The 17,961-nt window shown below is 52.3% G+C and carries 20 protein-coding genes and 1 pseudogene (1 of these 21 only partly in view); 13 read left to right on the top strand and 8 right to left on the bottom strand.

All coding sequences use genetic code 11. From position 1 onward, the window contains the following. Positions 1–146 precede the first annotated feature (146 nt). From alr to GTN70_07610, 10 genes are all read left to right on the top strand, one after another. On the top strand, positions 147–1,259 hold the full coding sequence (gene alr / locus GTN70_07655) for an alanine racemase (GenBank protein NIO16859.1): 1,113 nt from the start codon (positions 147–149) through the stop codon (positions 1,257–1,259). A gap of 63 nt (positions 1,260–1,322) precedes the next feature. Then, complete coding sequence (locus GTN70_07650; GenBank protein ID NIO16858.1) at positions 1,323–2,096, top strand: MlaE family lipid ABC transporter permease subunit; 774 nt, start codon at positions 1,323–1,325, stop codon at positions 2,094–2,096. Beyond that, positions 2,096–2,911 (top strand): ATP-binding cassette domain-containing protein, encoded by an 816-nt coding sequence (locus GTN70_07645; protein ID NIO16857.1) that lies wholly within the window; start codon positions 2,096–2,098, stop codon positions 2,909–2,911. The genes GTN70_07650 and GTN70_07645 overlap by 1 nt, the downstream gene beginning before the upstream one ends. Next, a complete protein-coding gene (locus GTN70_07640; protein ID NIO16856.1) occupies positions 2,911–4,419 on the top strand; it encodes an MCE family protein in 1,509 nt (502 codons plus the stop codon). Before GTN70_07645 ends, GTN70_07640 begins: the two co-directional genes overlap by 1 nt. A 24-nt stretch (positions 4,420–4,443) precedes the next feature. Next, complete coding sequence (gene purH, locus GTN70_07635; protein ID NIO16855.1) at positions 4,444–6,009, top strand: bifunctional phosphoribosylaminoimidazolecarboxamide formyltransferase/IMP cyclohydrolase; 1,566 nt, start codon at positions 4,444–4,446, stop codon at positions 6,007–6,009. A 93-nt stretch (positions 6,010–6,102) separates the two neighbouring features. After that, positions 6,103–6,606: a 5-(carboxyamino)imidazole ribonucleotide mutase gene (gene purE, locus GTN70_07630; protein ID NIO16854.1), complete on the top strand. Its 504-nt coding sequence runs from the start codon at positions 6,103–6,105 to the stop codon at positions 6,604–6,606. Continuing rightward, positions 6,587–7,486, top strand: a complete 900-nt coding sequence (locus tag GTN70_07625; GenBank protein ID NIO16853.1) for a DUF89 family protein — start codon at positions 6,587–6,589, stop codon at positions 7,484–7,486. Before purE ends, GTN70_07625 begins: the two co-directional genes overlap by 20 nt. After that, positions 7,446–8,090: a threonylcarbamoyl-AMP synthase gene (locus GTN70_07620; protein ID NIO16852.1), complete on the top strand. Its 645-nt coding sequence runs from the start codon at positions 7,446–7,448 to the stop codon at positions 8,088–8,090. Before GTN70_07625 ends, GTN70_07620 begins: the two co-directional genes overlap by 41 nt. Beyond that, positions 8,083–9,402: a DUF1015 family protein gene (locus GTN70_07615; GenBank protein ID NIO16851.1), complete on the top strand. Its 1,320-nt coding sequence runs from the start codon at positions 8,083–8,085 to the stop codon at positions 9,400–9,402. The genes GTN70_07620 and GTN70_07615 overlap by 8 nt, the downstream gene beginning before the upstream one ends. Positions 9,403–9,409: 7 nt before the next feature. Next, positions 9,410–10,159 (top strand): methyltransferase, encoded by a 750-nt coding sequence (locus GTN70_07610; protein NIO16850.1) that lies wholly within the window; start codon positions 9,410–9,412, stop codon positions 10,157–10,159. An 84-nt stretch (positions 10,160–10,243) separates the two neighbouring features. Here GTN70_07610 and GTN70_07605 read toward each other — a convergent pair whose 3' ends face one another. Together GTN70_07605 and GTN70_07600 are read right to left on the bottom strand one after the other, a co-directional pair. Further along, entirely contained in the window at positions 10,244–10,540 is a 297-nt protein-coding gene (locus tag GTN70_07605; protein NIO16849.1) for a DUF721 domain-containing protein, read from the bottom strand. Then, on the bottom strand, positions 10,541–10,780 hold the full coding sequence (locus GTN70_07600; protein NIO16848.1) for a hypothetical protein: 240 nt from the start codon (positions 10,778–10,780) through the stop codon (positions 10,541–10,543). It lies immediately after the preceding gene. Positions 10,781–10,883: 103 nt separating this feature from the next. On the opposite strand from GTN70_07600, the gene GTN70_07595 reads away from it, so the two are divergent. The 3 genes from GTN70_07595 (at position 10,884) to GTN70_07585 (ending at position 14,214) form a co-directional block, all read left to right on the top strand. Next, a complete protein-coding gene (locus GTN70_07595) occupies positions 10,884–11,129 on the top strand; it encodes a DUF3343 domain-containing protein (GenBank protein NIO16847.1) in 246 nt (81 codons plus the stop codon). A gap of 87 nt (positions 11,130–11,216) precedes the next feature. Then, entirely contained in the window at positions 11,217–12,995 is a 1,779-nt protein-coding gene (locus GTN70_07590) for a LysM peptidoglycan-binding domain-containing protein (protein ID NIO16846.1), read from the top strand. A 79-nt stretch (positions 12,996–13,074) separates the two neighbouring features. Next, positions 13,075–14,214 (top strand): aminotransferase class V-fold PLP-dependent enzyme, encoded by a 1,140-nt coding sequence (locus tag GTN70_07585; GenBank protein NIO16845.1) that lies wholly within the window; start codon positions 13,075–13,077, stop codon positions 14,212–14,214. Positions 14,215–14,265: 51 nt separating this feature from the next. On the opposite strand, the gene rfaE2 is transcribed toward GTN70_07585, so the two are convergent. From rfaE2 to nadD, 6 genes and pseudogenes are all read right to left on the bottom strand, one after another. After that, the gene (gene rfaE2 / locus GTN70_07580; protein NIO16844.1) at positions 14,266–14,742 is read right to left on the bottom strand and encodes a D-glycero-beta-D-manno-heptose 1-phosphate adenylyltransferase; all 477 of its coding nucleotides are present in this window, start codon (positions 14,740–14,742) and stop codon (positions 14,266–14,268) included. Between the two features lie 8 nt (positions 14,743–14,750). Further along, positions 14,751–15,533, bottom strand: a complete 783-nt coding sequence (locus GTN70_07575; protein ID NIO16843.1) for a carbon-nitrogen family hydrolase — start codon at positions 15,531–15,533, stop codon at positions 14,751–14,753. Then, a complete protein-coding gene (locus GTN70_07570) occupies positions 15,533–15,985 on the bottom strand; it encodes a hypothetical protein (GenBank protein NIO16842.1) in 453 nt (150 codons plus the stop codon). The genes GTN70_07575 and GTN70_07570 overlap by 1 nt, the downstream gene beginning before the upstream one ends. Positions 15,986–16,148: 163 nt before the next feature. Further along, complete coding sequence (locus GTN70_07565; GenBank protein ID NIO16841.1) at positions 16,149–17,501, bottom strand: tetratricopeptide repeat protein; 1,353 nt, start codon at positions 17,499–17,501, stop codon at positions 16,149–16,151. 59 nt (positions 17,502–17,560) lie between these two features. Next, positions 17,561–17,866 carry a ribosome silencing factor gene (gene rsfS / locus GTN70_07560; protein NIO16840.1) on the bottom strand — a complete coding sequence of 102 codons (306 nt, stop codon included), beginning with the start codon at positions 17,864–17,866 and terminating at the stop codon, positions 17,561–17,563. An 87-nt stretch (positions 17,867–17,953) separates the two neighbouring features. Beyond that, a pseudogene (gene nadD / locus GTN70_07555) lies at positions 17,954–17,961 on the bottom strand (nicotinate (nicotinamide) nucleotide adenylyltransferase); it runs 565 nt beyond the window's last position.

Genomic DNA, 17,961 nt, shown 5'->3' with positions numbered 1-17,961 from the left:
CCGGTTTAAAAAATTAGCTTTTAATAGTATATAGTAAATCTAATATCCCGTGTCACAAGGGCCGGGAGGGTGGTATGTTTTGAAAGGCTTCACGGATTTGGTTATAATTTCTTTGAAATCCAGAAAAATAGAGGTGGTAGAGGCATTTGGGTAGGCCTACCATAGCGGAAATTAACCTGTCTCATCTAGAGAGCAACCTTGAAAGCTTAAAGGGATACCTGAAATCCAGGACGAAGATTCTCGCTGTCGTAAAAGCCGATGCGTACGGGCATGGAGCAGTCCCTGTAGCTTCGAGACTGGTCGAATGCGGTGTTTCGCACCTGGGCGTTGCTACCGTCGAGGAAGGGGTCCAGCTGCGGGATGGGGGTGTGGCGGAGAATGTTGTCGTACTCGGAGGGGTGATGCCCGATCAGCTGTATGAGGCGATATCCCTGGGGCTCGACGTGGTCATCGGCTCGATCGGTCACCTGGAAGATATTATCTCGGAATCGAACAGGGTTCGGAAGATAGTGGGCATTCACCTCAAGGTGGATACCGAGATGGGCCGTCTCGGAATATTTCCGGATGAGGCCGAAAGGGCCTCACGATCCATAGATGAGGCAAAATACGTTGAGCTGAAGGGAGTTATGTCCCACCTCTCGTCTGCCGATGGGGATGAGGAGGAGGACCTGAAACACACGAACAGGCAGCTGCGCGCCTTCAGAGAGGTGGCGGGAACCTTTCCCGCCAACGGTGTCGATTTTCATGTTTTAAACAGCGCGGGAATAATACGGTTTACCGGGGACCAGCACGATATGGTGAGGCCCGGAATTACCCTGTACGGGTCTCTTCCGAGGGCCGGGATCGAGGATATCGGCCTTGCTCCGGTGATGAACCTCACTACGAGAATTTACTATGTGAAGGAATTTCCTGCAGGATTTCCCATCAGTTATGGAAGAAAATATGTCACCAAGAGGAGGGAGAGAATAGCCGTTCTGCCCGTGGGTTACGCCGACGGGTTGCGAAAGGTCCTGTCTCCTGGATTCGAGGTGTGTGTGGAGGGGAAGCCTGCAAAAATTCTCGGGGCCATTTGCATGGATAACATCATGATCGACGTTACGGATATTCCTGAGTCGAAAGTCGGCTCGGAAGTGATGATTTTCGGAGAGAAGTGGGGCGTGGCAATACCCGTTGAAGAGGTTGCCGAGAGGGCATCCACGATACCCTACGAGATCCTGACGGGAATAGGAAAGCGTGTTCCGCGGGTGTTCGTTGAGTAGCCCGCATACGAATGGGGCAGGTGTTACTATCGTGTCAGGTACAGTGCGGAGCGTTCTATGAATATGGCTTCAGAGCTTATCAACTCCATCGGAAAGGTTGCATACAGGTTGGTAGAGAGCCTCGGTTATCATGGCCGTATGTTCATGGATGCGACATACTGGGCTTTCCGGCCCCCTTCCGAAATAGATAACATACTCAAACAGATAGAGGAGGTAGGCTTAAAATCCCTTCCCGTGGTCTTGATAACCGCTGCGTTCACCGGGATGGTGCTTGCCCTCCAATCGTGGTCGGCTTTTGCCAGATTCAAGGCGGAAAGCCTCGTTGGTACCGTTGTCGCACTCTCCATGACAAGGGAGCTGGGGCCGGTTTTTGCGGGGCTCATGGTGTCGGGCAGGGTGGGTGCCTCGATCGCGGCGGAGCTCGGTACGATGAAGGTCACGGAGCAGATTGACGCCATGTATACCCTCGCGGCAAACCCGGTGAAGTATCTCGTCGTCCCCCGTATCCTTGCCACGACGATTGTCATGCCGATTCTCGTTATTTTCGGGGATCTCATCGGTATCGTGGGTGGATATTTCGTGAGCGTGAAAATTCTCGGGGGAAACCCTGTCGTGTATATCAATAAAACCTATCAATACCTGGAATTGGATGACATATACATCGGATTGCTGAAAGCTGCTGTTTTCGGGTTTCTGATTGCGCTGATCAGCTGTTCCCAGGGGTTCAAAACCGAGGGGGGAGCAGAAGGGGTGGGAAAATCCACAACCAGGGCTGTGGTATTTTCGGCGATGTCTGTCCTCATCTCGGACTATTTCCTCACCGCCCTCCTGTTTTGATGATGAAACCCATAATCAAAATAAGAGATCTGCACAAGTCATTCGGAATCAACAGGGTTCTTCAGGGGGTCAATCTCGATATTTTCAAGGGTGAGAACATGGTGGTAATAGGCGGGAGCGGATCGGGAAAAAGTGTCCTGATCAAATGCGTCATAGGTCTTCTGAAGCCGGATGCGGGAAGTATTTCAGTCGACGGCGTCGATGTGACGAAGATAACTGAAGAGGAAATGGTCGAGGTCAGGAAAAAATTCGGGATGCTGTTTCAGGGAGCGGCCCTTTTCGATTCCCTGACCGTGGGAGAGAACGTGGCGTTTGAGCTGAAGAGGCTGAAACTGGTTCCGGCGGGCAAGCTTTATCAGATCGTCGAAGAGAAGCTTTCCCTGGTGGGCTTGAGAAACATCCAGCATCTCATGCCTTCGGAACTTTCGGGGGGGATGAAGAAAAGGGTCGGCCTTGCCAGGGCTATTGCGTCAGAACCGGAGATACTCCTCTACGACGAGCCCACAACGGGTCTTGACCCGATCATGGCCGATGTAATCAATGAACTGGTTATCAGCATGAAGAGTATCCTGAATGTTACCTCGATAAGCATAACCCACGATATGACCTCTGCGTATAAGATAGGTGATAAAATTGCTATGCTTTATAATGGAAAAATCGTTGAAGTGGGTACCCCCGATGAGGTGAGAAGTTCGGAGAACCCCATTGTGAGGCAGTTTATAGAAGGCCGTGCCGAGGGTCCGATAACAGAGGAAAGTGAAGAGTTTGTGAAGTTTGACACGAAGCCCGCAGAACCTTTAGACCGGAGGAAATGATGGCATTTATTTCCAAGGAGGCGAAGGTCGGAATGTTCGTCCTTGTCGGAATTCTCATACTCGCCTACTTTACGCTCAAAGTCGGCAAAATTGAGGTTACGGAGAGGGGGTACATAATATACGCGATCTTTGATACGGTCTCAGGGCTCGATGAAAAATCCGTGGTGAAGATGGCAGGAGTTCCTATCGGCAATGTGGTCAGCATACGGCTTGAGAATGGCAAGGCAAAGGTCAGAATGAGCATAAAGGAGGGCGTGGAGATTCCCGCGGACTCAACCATATCCCTTGCCTCCGAGGGTCTCCTGGGGGAGAAATACATCGAAATCATCCCCGGTGAGGAAAAGGAGAAATTTATACAACCCGAGAGCGTATTGTCAAAGTCGACTCCCGGGGCCAACTTCGACGAGTTCGTGAGAAAAATAACCATAATGGCCGACGACATCAAGAAAGTTACCGAGTCGCTTGCAGAGGCGCTCGGGGAGGAGGAGGGAAGGGAGTCCCTGAAAGAGATCGTTGTGAACCTGAGAGACTCAACGAGGGTGTTCCGGGATCTGATGGATGCCAATGAGAAAAAGATCGGGAGGATCCTCGACAACCTCGACAGGCTGTCTGCCGACCTGGGCGAGGTATCGGGCGAGAGCAAGCAGGACATAAAGATCCTGATTGCAAATCTCAGGGAATTCTCCGACACGCTGAAAGAAAGGACGCCCGAGATTGCGAGCAAAATTGAAAGCACGATGAACGAGGTCGGGGGATTCGTCTCTGAGAACCGGGAAGACATAAAAGAGGCGATAGAAAACATCAAGTCGGCCTCAGCCAGGCTCGACTCCACGCTGGAGAGGATAGAGAGCGGAGAGGGAACAATCGGGAAACTGGTTACCGATGAAAAAGCGTACGAAGATTTCAGCTCCGCCATGGACGGGATAAACAGGCAGATAAAAAAGTACGAGGCCCTCCAAACCTACCTGGACTACCGGCTCGAGTATCAGGAGCAGTCTTCCGAGTTCAAGCAGTACGCATCGCTGAAGATCCGGCCAACGGTGGATAAATACTACCTCTTCGGGATAGTGGATGATCCTGTCGGGAATGTGGAGACGACCAGGACCGTAGTAACCCAGACCCCTCCCGGCACGACCGTGGAAACGGAGAAGGTTGAGTTCGACGATGACCTCAAGTTCAACGCCTTAATATCGAAACAGTTTGGCGATTTCTCCTTCAGGGGGGGGTTGATGGAGTCCACGGGCGGTGTCGGGCTTTCCTACTTCAGCCTCTCCGACAGGCTGGTTTTAAACCTTGACTTCTTCGACCTGACCAGGGACAACAACGATCCTCATTTGAAATTCTACGGAAATTATAGTATTTTTAGAAACTTCTTTCTCACTGCGGGATACGATGATTTCATCAATGATAATAGCGATTTGAGGACGTTTTTCTTCGGCTTCGGGATCGAGTTGAGAGACGAGGACTTAAAGACTCTGCTCAGGGCGACTCCGCCTGTGAGCCCATAAAACAGAAAAGAGAGGTGGGGTTAGATGGCGAGGATCAGGAGGGCCATTATCAGCGTGTCGGACAAAAGTGGCATCGTGGATTTTGCCAAGGGCCTTCACAGGCTCGGGATCGAGATCTATGCGTCAGGAGGAACGGCCAGTCTCCTGAAAAAAAACAAGATCGTTGTCAGGGCGATCGAAGATTACACGGAATTCCCTGAGATGCTCGACGGACGGGTTAAGACCCTGCATCCCAGAATCCATGCTGGCATACTTGCGATGAGAGAAAAAAGGGAACACATGAAAGTTCTCAGGGAACACGATATAAGGCCCTTTGACATGGTCATCGTCAATCTCTATCCTTTCGAGGAGACGGTAAAAAACCCATCCTGCAGCAGAGAGGAGGCGATAGAAAATATCGACATAGGAGGCCCGACCCTCCTGCGCGGAGCGGCGAAAAATTTCCGTAGCGTCTGCGTGGTGGTGGATCCGCAGGACTACAGAAAGGTGCTCGATACCCTGAAAAAGAAAAACGGCAACCTCGATGAGCAATTCCTGTTCTGGCTGGCGAAAAAGGCCTTTTCTCACACGGCGTGGTATGACGCGTCGATTTCCAACTATCTCCACTCCCTGGCAGACGGAGGTGACAGGAAGGGATTCCCCGATGTATTCACCTGGCAGTGGGACAAGGTGCAGGATCTTCGGTATGGAGAAAACCCTCACCAGACGGCGGCTTTCTACAGGGATGGCAGGTTTCCCGTTGCAGGGGTGGGGTTTGCGCAGCAACTCCAGGGGAAGGAGCTCTCCTTCAATAATATCGTGGACATCGATGCGGCTTTCTCCCTCGCCCTGGAGTTCGACGAGCCGGCTGCAGTAATCATAAAACATACCAACCCCTGCGGTGCGGGAATATCGAGGCGGAGACTTTCCGATGCTTTCAAGAAGGCAAATGAGTGCGACCCCGTTTCCGCCTACGGCGGCATCGTTGCGTTGAACAGAAAGGTAAACGAGGATTGCGCGAGAGGAATGGCGAAGATCTTTTTCGAGGCGATTGTTGCTCCTGATTATGACAGGGCGGCGCTGAAGGTCCTCTCGAAAAAAAAGAACCTCAGGGTCATGCGTGTGGACATGAGGTCTTTCCGGGAAGCAAGGGAAAAAATGGAGCTGAAGAATGTCTCAGGAGGGTTGCTGGTGCAGACGGCTGATGAGCCCACGCTCAACTCGGATCTTTTAAAAGCCGTTACGAAGAGAAAGCCCACCGAGGATGAGCTGTCGGCCCTTTTCTTTGCCTGGAAGCTCTGCAAACATGTAAAGTCGAATGCGATTGTTCTGGCCAGGAAAGACAGAAGCGTGGGAGTCGGCGCTGGCCAGATGTCCAGGGTGGACTCGGCAAGAATTGCCATAATGAAAGCACAAATATCCACCAGGGGATGCGTCGTGGCTTCCGATGCTTTCTTTCCATTCAGAGATGGCGTGGACGTGGTTGCCGAGGCGGGTGCCACTGCCATAATCCAACCCGGCGGATCGATCCGGGATGAGGAAGTGATCAGGGCTGCAGACGAACACGATATGGCAATGGTTTTTACGGGCATCAGACATTTCAGACACTAAAAAGGAAAAAAGCCGGATGCAGATGATGAAAGCGCTCGTCGTCGCGGCTTTTGAAAGGATACAGGGCAAAGGGAGTGTCAAAGGGAGGCTCAGATGACTCCGAAAGTGATCGTCCTCATGGGATCGGGTTCCGATTTCAGCACGGTTAACAGTACGGTGGAGATTTTGAAAGATTTTGGCGTCGATGTGAGGGTGGAGGTCACATCGGCCCACAGGTCTCCGGAGAGGACGGAGAAGCTGATCAGTGAGGCGGAGAGGGAGGGCTGTGAGGTGATCATTGCAGCCGCCGGTTTCGCGGCTCACCTCGCCGGTGTCGTTGCGTCTCACACGACCCTTCCGGTTATCGGTATTCCTCTCGATGCGTCGCCCCTCGGAGGCCTCGACGCTCTTTTATCCACGGTGATGATGCCGGCAGGGATTCCTGTCGCGACTGTGACAGTGGGGAAGACAGGTTCCAAGAACGCGGCCTACCTTGCCCTGTCCATACTGTCAATAAAGTACGAGGGGATCCGGGAATCTCTCAAATCCTTCAGGAAAAAGATGGAGGGGGATGTGATCGAGTCCTCGAGGGCATTGAATGATAAGAGTAAATCCTGATTGCTATGCCTGTTTTCTCAGGCAGGTAGAGACAGCCTGCAGGCAGGGAGGTCTGACCGAGGCGGCCGCGTTGCGAAGCTTGAGCAGGGCCGCCCGCTATATAGGATCCATCAGTGCCGATGATGTTCCCGCGCGGGTTGCGTCGCGGCTGCACGCGATTGTCAGAGAGGCAAGCGGAGTTGCCGACCCCTTCGATGATGTCAAGAGAGAGCAGAAAAAAAGATTCAGGGAAACCTACTCCAAGGTTCGGGCAAAGGTAGATGAGAGGGGAGAGGGTGTCGAGGCCGCCGTGCTGCTCGCCGGTGCGGGGAACATGTACGATTTCGGAATCATATCGGAAGGTGAGGCCGAGCGCTTCTTCGGGGACATGGATGCCCTCACACGGGGCGTATATGAAATTGATCACTTTATGGGCGCCCTTGCTCGTGCAAAGGTGGTGGGAATGCTCCTGGACAACACGGGGGAGGCCCCCTTTGACCTGGTGCTCGCGGAACGGCTCATGGATGGGGGCATAGAAGTCTGGTTCGGCGTCAAGGGAGGACCGGTAATAGACGACATAACCTATTCTGATGCTCTTGAGTTGGGCCTGGATGAGAACATTCGGGTCGTATCAAATGGGAGTCAGGCTGTTGGTACCGACCTCGGGGATGTGTCAGCCGAGTTTCTGGATATGCTCCACAAGTCAGATCTCGTCATAAGCAAGGGACAGGCAAACTTTGAAACCCTCTATGGCAGCCTCGAGAACTGCTTTTTTCTTTTCGTTTGCAAGTGCCCGGTTGTTGAGAAGATCACGCGTGCGGATTACGGAAGCGTCATGCTGATGGCAGACAGGGTGGCAGATGAAGCGGGTAAAAATCGAGGAATTTCTCAGTTCAAATAGGGTCAGAGACGATGTGGAGGGGTATCTGCGTCAAGGGGGGGTGGTAATTTACCCGACAGATACCCTCTACGGTATGGGTGTGGACATCAGGGTGGCCGGTGCCGTCGAAAACCTTATGAGACTGAAGGGGAGGGAAAGTGGAAGGCCCGTCCCTCTGTTTATCGACAGTGCAGTCGGGATCGAAGATATCTGTGCCCCTCTGTCCCCTCTCGGGAAAAAGCTGTCGGAAGTCTTCTGGCCGGGGAAGTTGACCATCGTGACACGCGCCCGTCGACACGTTGCCCTCATCGTGGGATCAGAGGACGGAACGGTGGGGGTCAGGCTTCCCGATTCAGCGGTTTCCCTCTCACTTGCCGGCATGTGCGGCGGGGTCACAACGGGGACATCGGCGAACAAATCGAGAGGGGCGGTCCCCCTGACCACCGGTCAGGTGATGGGGGATTTCGAAGGAGACGAGGTCCTGTTTATCGATGGAAAAGACCTTCCTCCATCTGCCGGTTCGACAGTTGTGCGGGTCGATGGCAACGTTCTGAGGATCCTGCGGGAAGGCGACGTCAAAGCAAATGAGATTTTAAAAATCGCAGAGGAGTTTGACAATGGCTAAGGTAAGACCGATACGCGGATTGCGCTATGGAGAGCAGATCGAAGACAAGGGCCTCGTCGTCGCTCCCCCCTACGATGTGATATCGAAAGAGGATCAGATAAAGCTTCATGCGAGACACCCGAATAATATCGTCTGGATCGACTACGGACTGGACGGAGTTGGGGAGAGGGACGAGAAATACAGGCGGGCAAATGAGATGCTCGAGGCCTCTGTTGCAGAGCAGGTGCTGGTCAGGGATGAAAAGCCCGCGTTTTACTATTACGAGCAGGAGTTCGAGCTGGAGGGTATGGGAAGGCTGGTGCGGACAGGGTTCATCTGCGGGATGTTGCTTGAAAAGTTCGGAGAGGGAAGCGTATTCCCCCATGAGAGGACGCTTCTGACCCCCAAGTTGGACCGGCTGAATCTCATGAAGCACACAGCCACGGCGACCAGCCCGATATTCGCGATATACGATGACGATGAAAACCATGCCGCCTCCCTCTTTCTTCAGGCGATTCAGGCGTCTGCGCCTGACGTGTCAGTTTTGGACGATGTCGGTGTCTGTCACCGCATGTGGGTGGTAACGGACGAGAAGGTGATAGGGGAAGTGGAAAGTCTCCTTTCGGGGAGGAGGGTATTCATTGCCGATGGCCACCACCGGTATGAGACGGCCCTTGAATACAGGAACTGGATGCGGGAAAGGGCCCACGCCGATCCTTCTTCGGCCTGGAACTATGTTCTCGTCTTCCTCTCGGCAACCGGGGATGGAGGCCTCGTGATCCTGCCGACCCACAGGGGAGTATACGGGCTTGACCGGGATAAAATTGAGACGCTCACCAGGCAGGCTGATGTTCCCTTTAAGCTCTTGAATCTTTCCGGGGGAGTCGATGAGATGGTTGAAAAGGTATCTTCTGCAACGCCCGAGGAGCGCATCTTCGGTATGGTTGATAAAACGGGGAATTGCTCCCTGTTGAAGATCGACGACATAAACGATCTGGATGCGGGCTGGTTTCCCTCCCTGCCACCCGCCGTCAGGAACCTCGACGTTTCCCTCCTTCACGGACTGATTTTGGAAAGGGTGCTGGGCATCTCGCCGCAGGAGATATCTTCGGGAGAGAAGGTAAGGTTCTACAAGGACCTGAAGAGGGGGTTGAGCGACCTCAAAGGGGGGGTTATCCAGCTCTTGTTCTACCTGAACCCCATAAGGATGGAACAGTTTATCGAGGTTTCTGAAAGCGGCGTTATCCTGCCTCAGAAATCGACCTATTTCTACCCGAAGATCCTCACGGGACTCGTTATGTCCCCCGTCAGTGAAAATGACCGTGTGGGATAGAAATTTCATGGTCAAGGAAAAAGATGAAATCACCGAAGACGTTATCGGCTTTGCGAATCTCAAAGTCTTCCAGCGCAAAAAAGGATACCGTTTTTCCCTCGATTCGATCCTTCTCGCCCGCTTTGCAATAGACGGGGGCCTGGCCGGGGATGTCCTCGACGTGGGAGCCGGCGCGGCCGTTCTGTCCATGCTCATTGCACGCCAACGGCCGGATATCGGAAGGATGATCGCCGTGGAGATCCAGAAGGCTCTGGCCGAGGTGGCGGGAAGAAACGTGAGGAGCAACTCCCTTGAAAACGTGATCGAGGTGATCAATGCCGATGTGAGGGAGTTCGTGAAAGGTTGTGGCAAAAGATTCGATACGGTTGTATCCAATCCCCCTTTCAGAAAGGTAAAGGCGGGAAGGGTCAACCCTGATGAGGAGAAGAGAATCGCCCGGCACGAGTATACCCTCAACCCGGAGGACCTCTCAGTTGCCATTTCCACGGCGCTGAGGAAGAAGGGAAAATTTTTTCTCGTATATCCGGCAAGAAGGCTTTTCGATGTGGTGGACCAGCTGAATCGGGGGGGGCTAAAGGTGGAGAAGGTACGCCTGGTTCACTCGTTCAGGGGGAAGGAAGCCGAGCTGGCCCTCATCAAGGGTGCTGTAGGCGGCCAGAGGGAAACAGTCTTCCTGCCACCCCTCCTTATCTACGACAAACGAAACGTCTATTCTTCGGAGATCGTTTCTATTTTCGGGGGAATGATCAGGAAGTGACTTTTTTTGTTTGCCAGGAGTTGCCTTCACAGCAGGCGTCAGCGTTCTCAAGGGGAATGAAAACTGTCTCTTCTTCGCAGAAACCTACCGTTCTCCCCGCACCCTGAACCTGATATCCTTCACCGCATCCTTGCCCAGGACCCCGTTTACCTTTTCCAGGAACTGGGGCTTTAACAGCTGGAGCTCCTGGGCCCAGCTGTGATTTGAAACTGACAGGTGGAGCGTTCCGTACCTGAATGATTCGGGCCTGACGAGATTTGTAAGTCTCTCGCCGGCGATGTTCTCCCATGCCGAAATAATCATCGCGCATTTTTTTGCATCGTTTAATCCGAGGCTGTCAAGAAGGCTAAATACCGTTCCCCCGATCCTTTCCGTTTTCATTCAGGAGTGCTCCTTTTTTCTTAATTTTCCCCCGCAAAGCTGCCCGATCACAGCCGAGGCGATAAAGATCGGTATGGTAACCGCATGAACCTTGTTCTTGATCCTCAGGTATAGGATCAACGGTATCGATAGATGGATGAATGTGAACCATGCTATGGAAAACTTTTGTGCGCCGCTTCTCAAGTATCCCAGCGGTAAATTAACGGCACAAGAGATGAGCGCTATTGATAGTATCGACACAGACGGTTCTCCCGGCGGCTTATTGGTAGCCACGTTCGGGAAGATTATACTACAATGTAGTGATCTTTTTTACCGGATTATCTTCTTTTCCAAGAGGTGACTGATGGAGGGGGTTTTCATCTTCGAGGGTACACATCAGGTCATGGCGGCAGAAAAGACAATCAAGGGGGAGGGGATACCCATGAAGCTCATCCCCGTTCCCCGATCCCTGACTTCAGATTGCGGCCTGGCGATCAGGTTTGACAACCGGGACAGGGAAAAAATATTGAGAGCCCTCAATAAAGCCGGAAATTATCCGAAAGAATATTATGTGAGGGAAGATAACAGCTTTAAAAAGAAGGATTTATAGATCGAGTAAAACTTGACGGGCCTGTTTTCCCCGGCAATATCCGCCTTGTTGCAGGCATTTGATGATAAAAGCGTCTTCGGGGGGTTTGTGGGAGCAACGTTTGCAAAGAGGATCATAGCGGCATCCCTGGCCCTTGGCCTCGCCATTTTATTGAATCCCCGGTGGGCACATTCCAGTTACTGCGGGATGGGCTCTTTCCTTTTCAAGGAAGCCGGCATATCTGTTGAGCACGCTTTTTCCACCCCCGCGAGTCCACCTGAGTCTTTCGTCTCCGGAATCGCAGCCTCAAGGGGCGGACCTGCGTTTCGGGGTGAAAAAGGTGCCTGCGGTTTCCCCGCACTGACCCGGGAGGGTGACAATGCTCCCGGCGCAGAAGGAAAGATCGAGAGCAATATGGATGAGGAGATCGTGGCGGAGTCCCCAGAGGATTTATATGAGGAGGAAGAGGACATACCCCTCCCCGTTGACCTGAACAAGAGGGTTGAGTATGCCATCAGATATTTTCAGACACGGGCCCGTCCCCATTTCACCGAGTGGTATAGGCGGTTCGGGAGGTATGACATGCTCATGAGGAAGATTCTCAGGGCGGAAGGGGTGCCGGGAGATTTTGTGTATCTTGCCATGATAGAGAGTGGCTTTTCCCCGAGGGCGGTGTCACGCGCCGGCGCAATCGGGATTTGGCAGTTCATGTACTGGACGGGGAAAAAGTACGGTCTCGATATCAACTGGTGGGACGATGAGAGGAGAGATTTCGAGCGTTCCACCCGGGCCGCAGCGCGGTACCTGAAGAGCCTCTACGATATGTTCGGGTCGTGGTATCTTGCCGCCGCTGCGTACAATGTGGGTGAGGGCAAGATCGACCGTGCGATACGAAGGTATCGAACCAATGATTACTGGAAGCTGGTTAAATACAGATATCTTCCCCGGGAGACAAAAAATTACGTTCCGAAGATGCTCGCGGCCCTGACCGTGGTAAAGGATCCGGAAAGTTACGGGTTCGATAACCTGGAAATGGATGAACCTCTCGAGTTTGATACCGTCGAGGTCCCCGGCGGGATTGACCTGAGAACGCTTGCCGATATCATCGGCGTTGATTATGAAGAGGTCACGCTCCTCAATCCCGGGATCAGGCGGGGGGTGGTCCCGCCTAATTTCAGCTCTTACACGATCAGGTTGCCCGGGGGGAGCAAGAAACATGTGGAGGAAAACAGGGAGGAGATAAGCAGGAGGGGGAAGGTCAAGCTCGTGCTTCACCGGATAAAGTCGAAAGACAATATCGGTAGGATAGCCAAAAAGTACTCTGCAGATGTTTTCAGAATCAAAGAGGTCAATGGACTGAGAAGCAACCTGATCGGGGGGAGAAAGAGGCTCATAATACCGATCGTGGGTGAGACGGAAAACGAATTTGCCGCTTCGCTGAAACCGGCGGATCAAAAATCGCTGAAATACGTTGTTTCAAATCTCGAGAGGAGTGCGAGGTACTATTACGTCTACCGGCAGGGCAACAGGAAAATCTACCTGGTCAAGAGAGGGGACAGTCTCTATGAGATTTCACGCCGGTTCGGGGTCCCCATCGCGACCTTGAAGAGGCTGAATGGTCTCGAGGGAAATGTAATCAGGCCCGGCCAGAAGCTGACGATAAGGGTCTACGGGAAGCCGGCGGAAATTGCGCAAGGCAAAAGCAGGAACCTCTATACCTATGCGGTCAAAAGCGGCAAAAAGGTCTACACCGTCAAATCGGGTAACTCCCTCTATTCAATAGCCAGGGCCTTCGGTATCTCAATCGCGGAGCTCAAGAAGATGAACGGCCTGAAAAGCGAGGTCATACGGCCAGGAATGAAACTCGTGGTCGGTTACACGGGTTGAATGATATAATTTCTATCTATCCTGAAAATAATAAATCAACAAGAGGATGTATCCCATGATTAGCTTTCGCGGAAGAGATATAATCTATCTCGATAACGCGGCAACCTCTCTTCCGAAGCCGCCCGAAGTGGTGGAGGCCGTTGCAGAGGCTCTTCTCCGTGCGGGGAATCCCGGCCGCTCGGGCCATTCCCTCTCTTTCGAATCCATGAGAGATATATTCGAGACCCGGGAAGTCATCGCGGAGCTCATAGGGTGCAGTGAGAGCAAGAGGATTATTTTCACCTCGAACGCGACGCTGGCACTGAATCTGGCCATAAAGGGCCTCCTGAGGGAACGGGACCATGTAATCACAACGGTTATGGAGCACAATTCCGTTCTGCGGCCTCTTTCCAGCATGGCTCTTCGCGGTGTTGAAATTACCTATGTTGAAGCCGATCCCCGGGGGAATATTGACCCTCGCGATGTCAAACGGTCTTTCAAAAAGAACACGAGGCTCGTTGCAATGATTCATGCATCGAATGTAACCGGCACCGTGTATGATATTGCGGAGGTTGGGGCCGAGTGCAGGAAGAGGGAAGTGCCCTTTCTCGTCGATGCATCCCAGACGGCCGGGGCAGTTGAGCTCGATGTGAAGGCCATGAATATAGACCTTCTGGCCGCCTCGGGTCACAAGGCGCTGTTCGGGCCCCAGGGAACGGGCTTCCTCTACGCAGGCGAAAACGTCGAAGTCAGGCCATTGTTCGAAGGAGGGACCGGTTCGCGCTCCGAGAACGACAGGCACCCTGACTTTTTGCCCGACAGGCTTGAAGCGGGAACCCCCAACTCTGTGGGTCTGGCTGGACTGAGGAGAGGGGCAGAGTACGTCCGGAACAGGGGTGTAAAAAAAATCATGGCCCACGAAAGTGAGCTTCTCCACCTTTTCCTGAAGGGTGCGAAAGGCATAGACAGGGTCCGGGTATACGGATCCGCGGCAGCCGAAAAACAACTGGGTGTGCTTCTTTTCAACGTCGAGGGGAAGGATCCCGGTGAGCTTTCCATGCAGCTCGACGAGGATTATGGGATCCTCGTGCGGTCAGGCCTGCACTGCGCTCCTTTTGCGCACAGGGCCATCGGAACGTTTCCCGAGGGAGGAGCCAGGATCAGCTTCAGCGCGCTGAATACTCTCGAGGAAGCGGAGAAGGCGGTGAAAGCCATACGGGAGATATGTAAAAGACATTGATGCAGCCGAGCTTCCCCGAGGTAAGGTTAAGATGGAAGTATCAGGGGCCCCTCAGGAAGAATGGTTCTTGATGATCTTTTCAATTATCTTTGTTGAGGAAAGTCCTTCTACCAGGGGAACGGTTTTTACCTCGCCGCCGGAGGATACGACCAGGTCCCTTCCCACGATCTCCTCTACTTTCCAGTCCTCTCCCTTGACCAGAATATCTGGTCGGATGGCCTTGATGAGCTCGTAGGGAGTATCTTCGTCAAAGAGTATTACCCTGTCTACGAAGACAAAAGATGCCAGAAGGAGGATCCTTTCGTTTTCCGGCACAACCGGTCTCTTCTCTCCCTTGATTCTTTTCACCGAGCTGTCGCTATTTACCCCCACGAAGAGGAAATCTCCAAGCTGGCGTGCCGAGAGAAGGTAGGTTGCATGGCCCGCATGGATCAGGTCGAAGCAGCCGTTTGTAAAAACCGTTTTTTTCCCCTCACGCTTCAACGTACGGGATAACTCACCCGCTTGATCCCCCGTAATTACTTTCATCCGCGGATTCAGTATGCTCCCGGATGTCTGTCTTTCAGGCATGGCATCATTCTCCGAAACCGGGTGATCTCTTCCTTGTCGATTGCGATGGTGAAACAGCCTTCATCCTCCCCGCCTTCTATCACCGTATCTCCGTATGGCGAGACAATCATGGAGTGTCCGGCGAGTTGAATCTTGCCCGATCTGCCGCAACCGTTGGTTGCGGCGACGAAGAGCTGGTTTTCGATAGCCCTTGCGCGAAGCAGTGCTTGCCAGTGGCTCAGGCGCTCTTTTGGCCACTGAGAGCAGTAGACCAGCATTTCCGCTCCCTCGATAGCCATTTTTCTCGAGATTTCGGGAAACCTGAGGTCGTAGCAGATAAGCGGCCCGATTTTCAGTGACGGGATCGACATGACTGCAGATTCGTCCCCTCTTGAGAAATACCTGTCCTCCATGAAGAGCCCGAAAAGATGCACCTTTCTGTATGTGCCCTTCGTTATCCCGTCTCTGCCTATGAGATATGCCGTGTTGTAGATGGAGCTTCCCTCTTTTTTCGGGACAGAGAAAAGGGCCGAGATCTTGTTTTCCTTACACAGCTTCTGAATCGTGAGAATCACTTCCGGGGATTTTTCGGCCACTCCCCCCATGTTTCGATAGTAAAAGCCGGAAGAGAACATCTCGGGAAGGATGGCGATATCTGTCCCCTCACCAGCTGCTCTGTTGATGAGAGCCAGGGCTTTTTCCACGTTCTTTTCGACTTTCCCCGGAAAAATTCTCATCTGCAGCAGCGATATGGTGATCTTTTTTCCCATCAAAAGCTCCTTGATGCTGTGAGCCCGTAAACGGTAACGCCGCTTCCCCAGGCAGACTTGATCTCCCTCGTGCAGGCGTTTAACGTTTCAAGGGTTGTGGCAACATCATCAAGGAGAATTATATTTTCATGGGCACGCCTGTTCAACGAATTAATTCGAAATGCCTCCCGGGTAAGGAGCTTCCTCTCCTTTGCACTCTTTCCGGCCAGGGAGGAAAAATCAGCCACCCTCCGGAGTGCCGAGGCAGCAAGAGGAATGCCCGTTAAGCGGGAAAGGGCTTTCCCCATGAGTTCGCTCTGGTTGAATCCCCTCGTAAAGAGTTTCCCCAGGGAGAGGGGGACCGGGACGATAATGTAGGCTTTCTCGAAGATAAATGGTGCTGCATGGGTCACGTAAATTGCGAGTTGTGCGCCAATGCACCTTGCAATCCTTGAATCCCTGCCATATTTCATCCGGTGAATGATTCTTCTCGCCCTCGGCGTGTAATGTGAAAGGGAAAAAAGAGAGGTGAAAAGGGGAGGGGAAACCCTGCACTCAGAGCAGAAAATCCCCTGCCGAACGGGGGAAAAATGAATCAGCCGTGAGCAGATAGCGCATTCTGTCCCCCTTGGCAGGTCAATCAGGCAGGGGAACTTTCTGCATAGCCTCTTCCCTGATTTCTTCGATTTTTTTCGTATCTCCGTAATCGATTCTGAAAATATCCCATTTCTGGCAGGCGGAGCAGTAACTTTTCCACCGGATGATCGTGTCGCCGCATCCATCGCATGCAAATGGCACGAGGTAACGCCGCTTGTATGCGAAGGCTTTGTTGTATTCATTAACAGCATCCTCGAACCTGTTCCTCCTCCGGTAGGTTTCGGCAAGGAAGATGTGAATCGAAGCATTGTCTGGTTCGATGTTTTGCGCTTTCAAGAACTGTTCCATCGCCTCGTCTACCATCTCGAGCCTGAGGAGAAACTTCCCGTAGAAAAGAATAAGTGTGAAATCGTTTTCGAACTCCGATTTCACGTTGGAGTATATCTCGAGCAACCTTCCCGGCATCTCTTGCTCGATGGCAATGTCTTCCAGCTTTATGAGGTTGATGGGGTTTTTTGTTTTTCTGTATCCCGATATGAGCAGGTCCATCGCTGCGTTCGCCTGAGTTTTCTCCAGGTAAAGGTCTTGGAGAAGAATGTAGGAAGGAGTGAACGTTGGACTCTCTTTCAAGAGGTCCTTGAGTTTCTTTTCAGCCTCGTCTATGTTTCCCGTTTCGAAAGCATACCGCGCAAGTTCGAATTTTAGACCGTCCGAGATATCTCTGTCCTCGCTCTTTACGTCCCCCTTTTTCTTGATGATGGCCCTCTGAAGTTCATGGGCTTTTTCGTAATCGCCCTTTTTGATATAAAGGTCCCTTAGCTTCTCGATGATCTTCCTGTAGTCTTCCTGCTTCTTCAAGGGAGTCAGGACTTCTATTGCGCTGTCTGTGTCACCGCTGCGCTCCAGGGCTTCAGCCAGCATGAAATACGCATCTACGTTTGATGGATCGTTGGTTTTGATCTCCGTTAGGGCTTTGACCTCTTCTATGTAGTCTCCGAGCTCTCTGTAGATCATCGCTTTGAGAAGAATTGCAGAGCGGCTTTCGGGAATAACGGCAAGGATGCTGTCAACCGTCTCGAGTGCAGCGCTCGTCTTGCCCTGGTAGAGAAGGTTCCATGCTTTACTCAGCTTCTTGGTCGCACTTTCCTTTTTTGCCAGCAGCCTTTTTTCTCTCCACATTTTCGTGGATGTCATCGCGTCTTTGACGAAAGTCCCGAGGAGAACTATCCCTGCTCCCAGTGCGAAGGCGATCAACGTGAGTTCGGCAAGGGCTATTTCAACGGTCCTCCCTGGAGTGAGATGGAAACGAACAATGTCGGAGTTGAGAATTGATACGTGGGTGAAAGCGATAGCCATCACGATTATGAGAAGGAGAAAAAGTCTTAAACCCATCTGTCCCCCTTTCGGCGTCTTTGCCCGAATGGATGTTACACGTTTTTTTGCCTTTTATCTTATTTTTCTGAAACCTTCAACTCCACTGCTGATGACCAGAGCTCGTCTATTTCATAAAACTCCCTGACCGGCTGATAAAAGATGTGGACGACGATGTCGGTGTAGTCGATCACGATCCACCTTCCCTGCCTGATTCCCTCGATTCCCCGAGGTTTGATATGGAGCTTCTTGAGATTGTCAATGATATTCTCCGCGATGGTCGTTACCTGCCTGTCCGATGTGCCGGAACATAAAAAAAAGTAATCGGCAATGCTGGAAAACTCTCTGATGTCCAAGAGCTTGACCTGTTCTGCCTTTTTCTGCATTGCCAGTTCGGCTATGTATCGTATCAGTTTTTTCGTCTCTATTGTGTCACACCTCCCGGTAAAGTCTTTTCTCGATTATATATTTTTCTACTGGT

Source organism: Deltaproteobacteria bacterium (assembly GCA_011773515.1).
In the GTDB taxonomy this organism is placed as follows: Bacteria; Desulfobacterota; Deferrimicrobia; order J040; family J040; genus WVXK01.
This window is presented reverse-complemented; position numbering and strand designations above follow the sequence as displayed.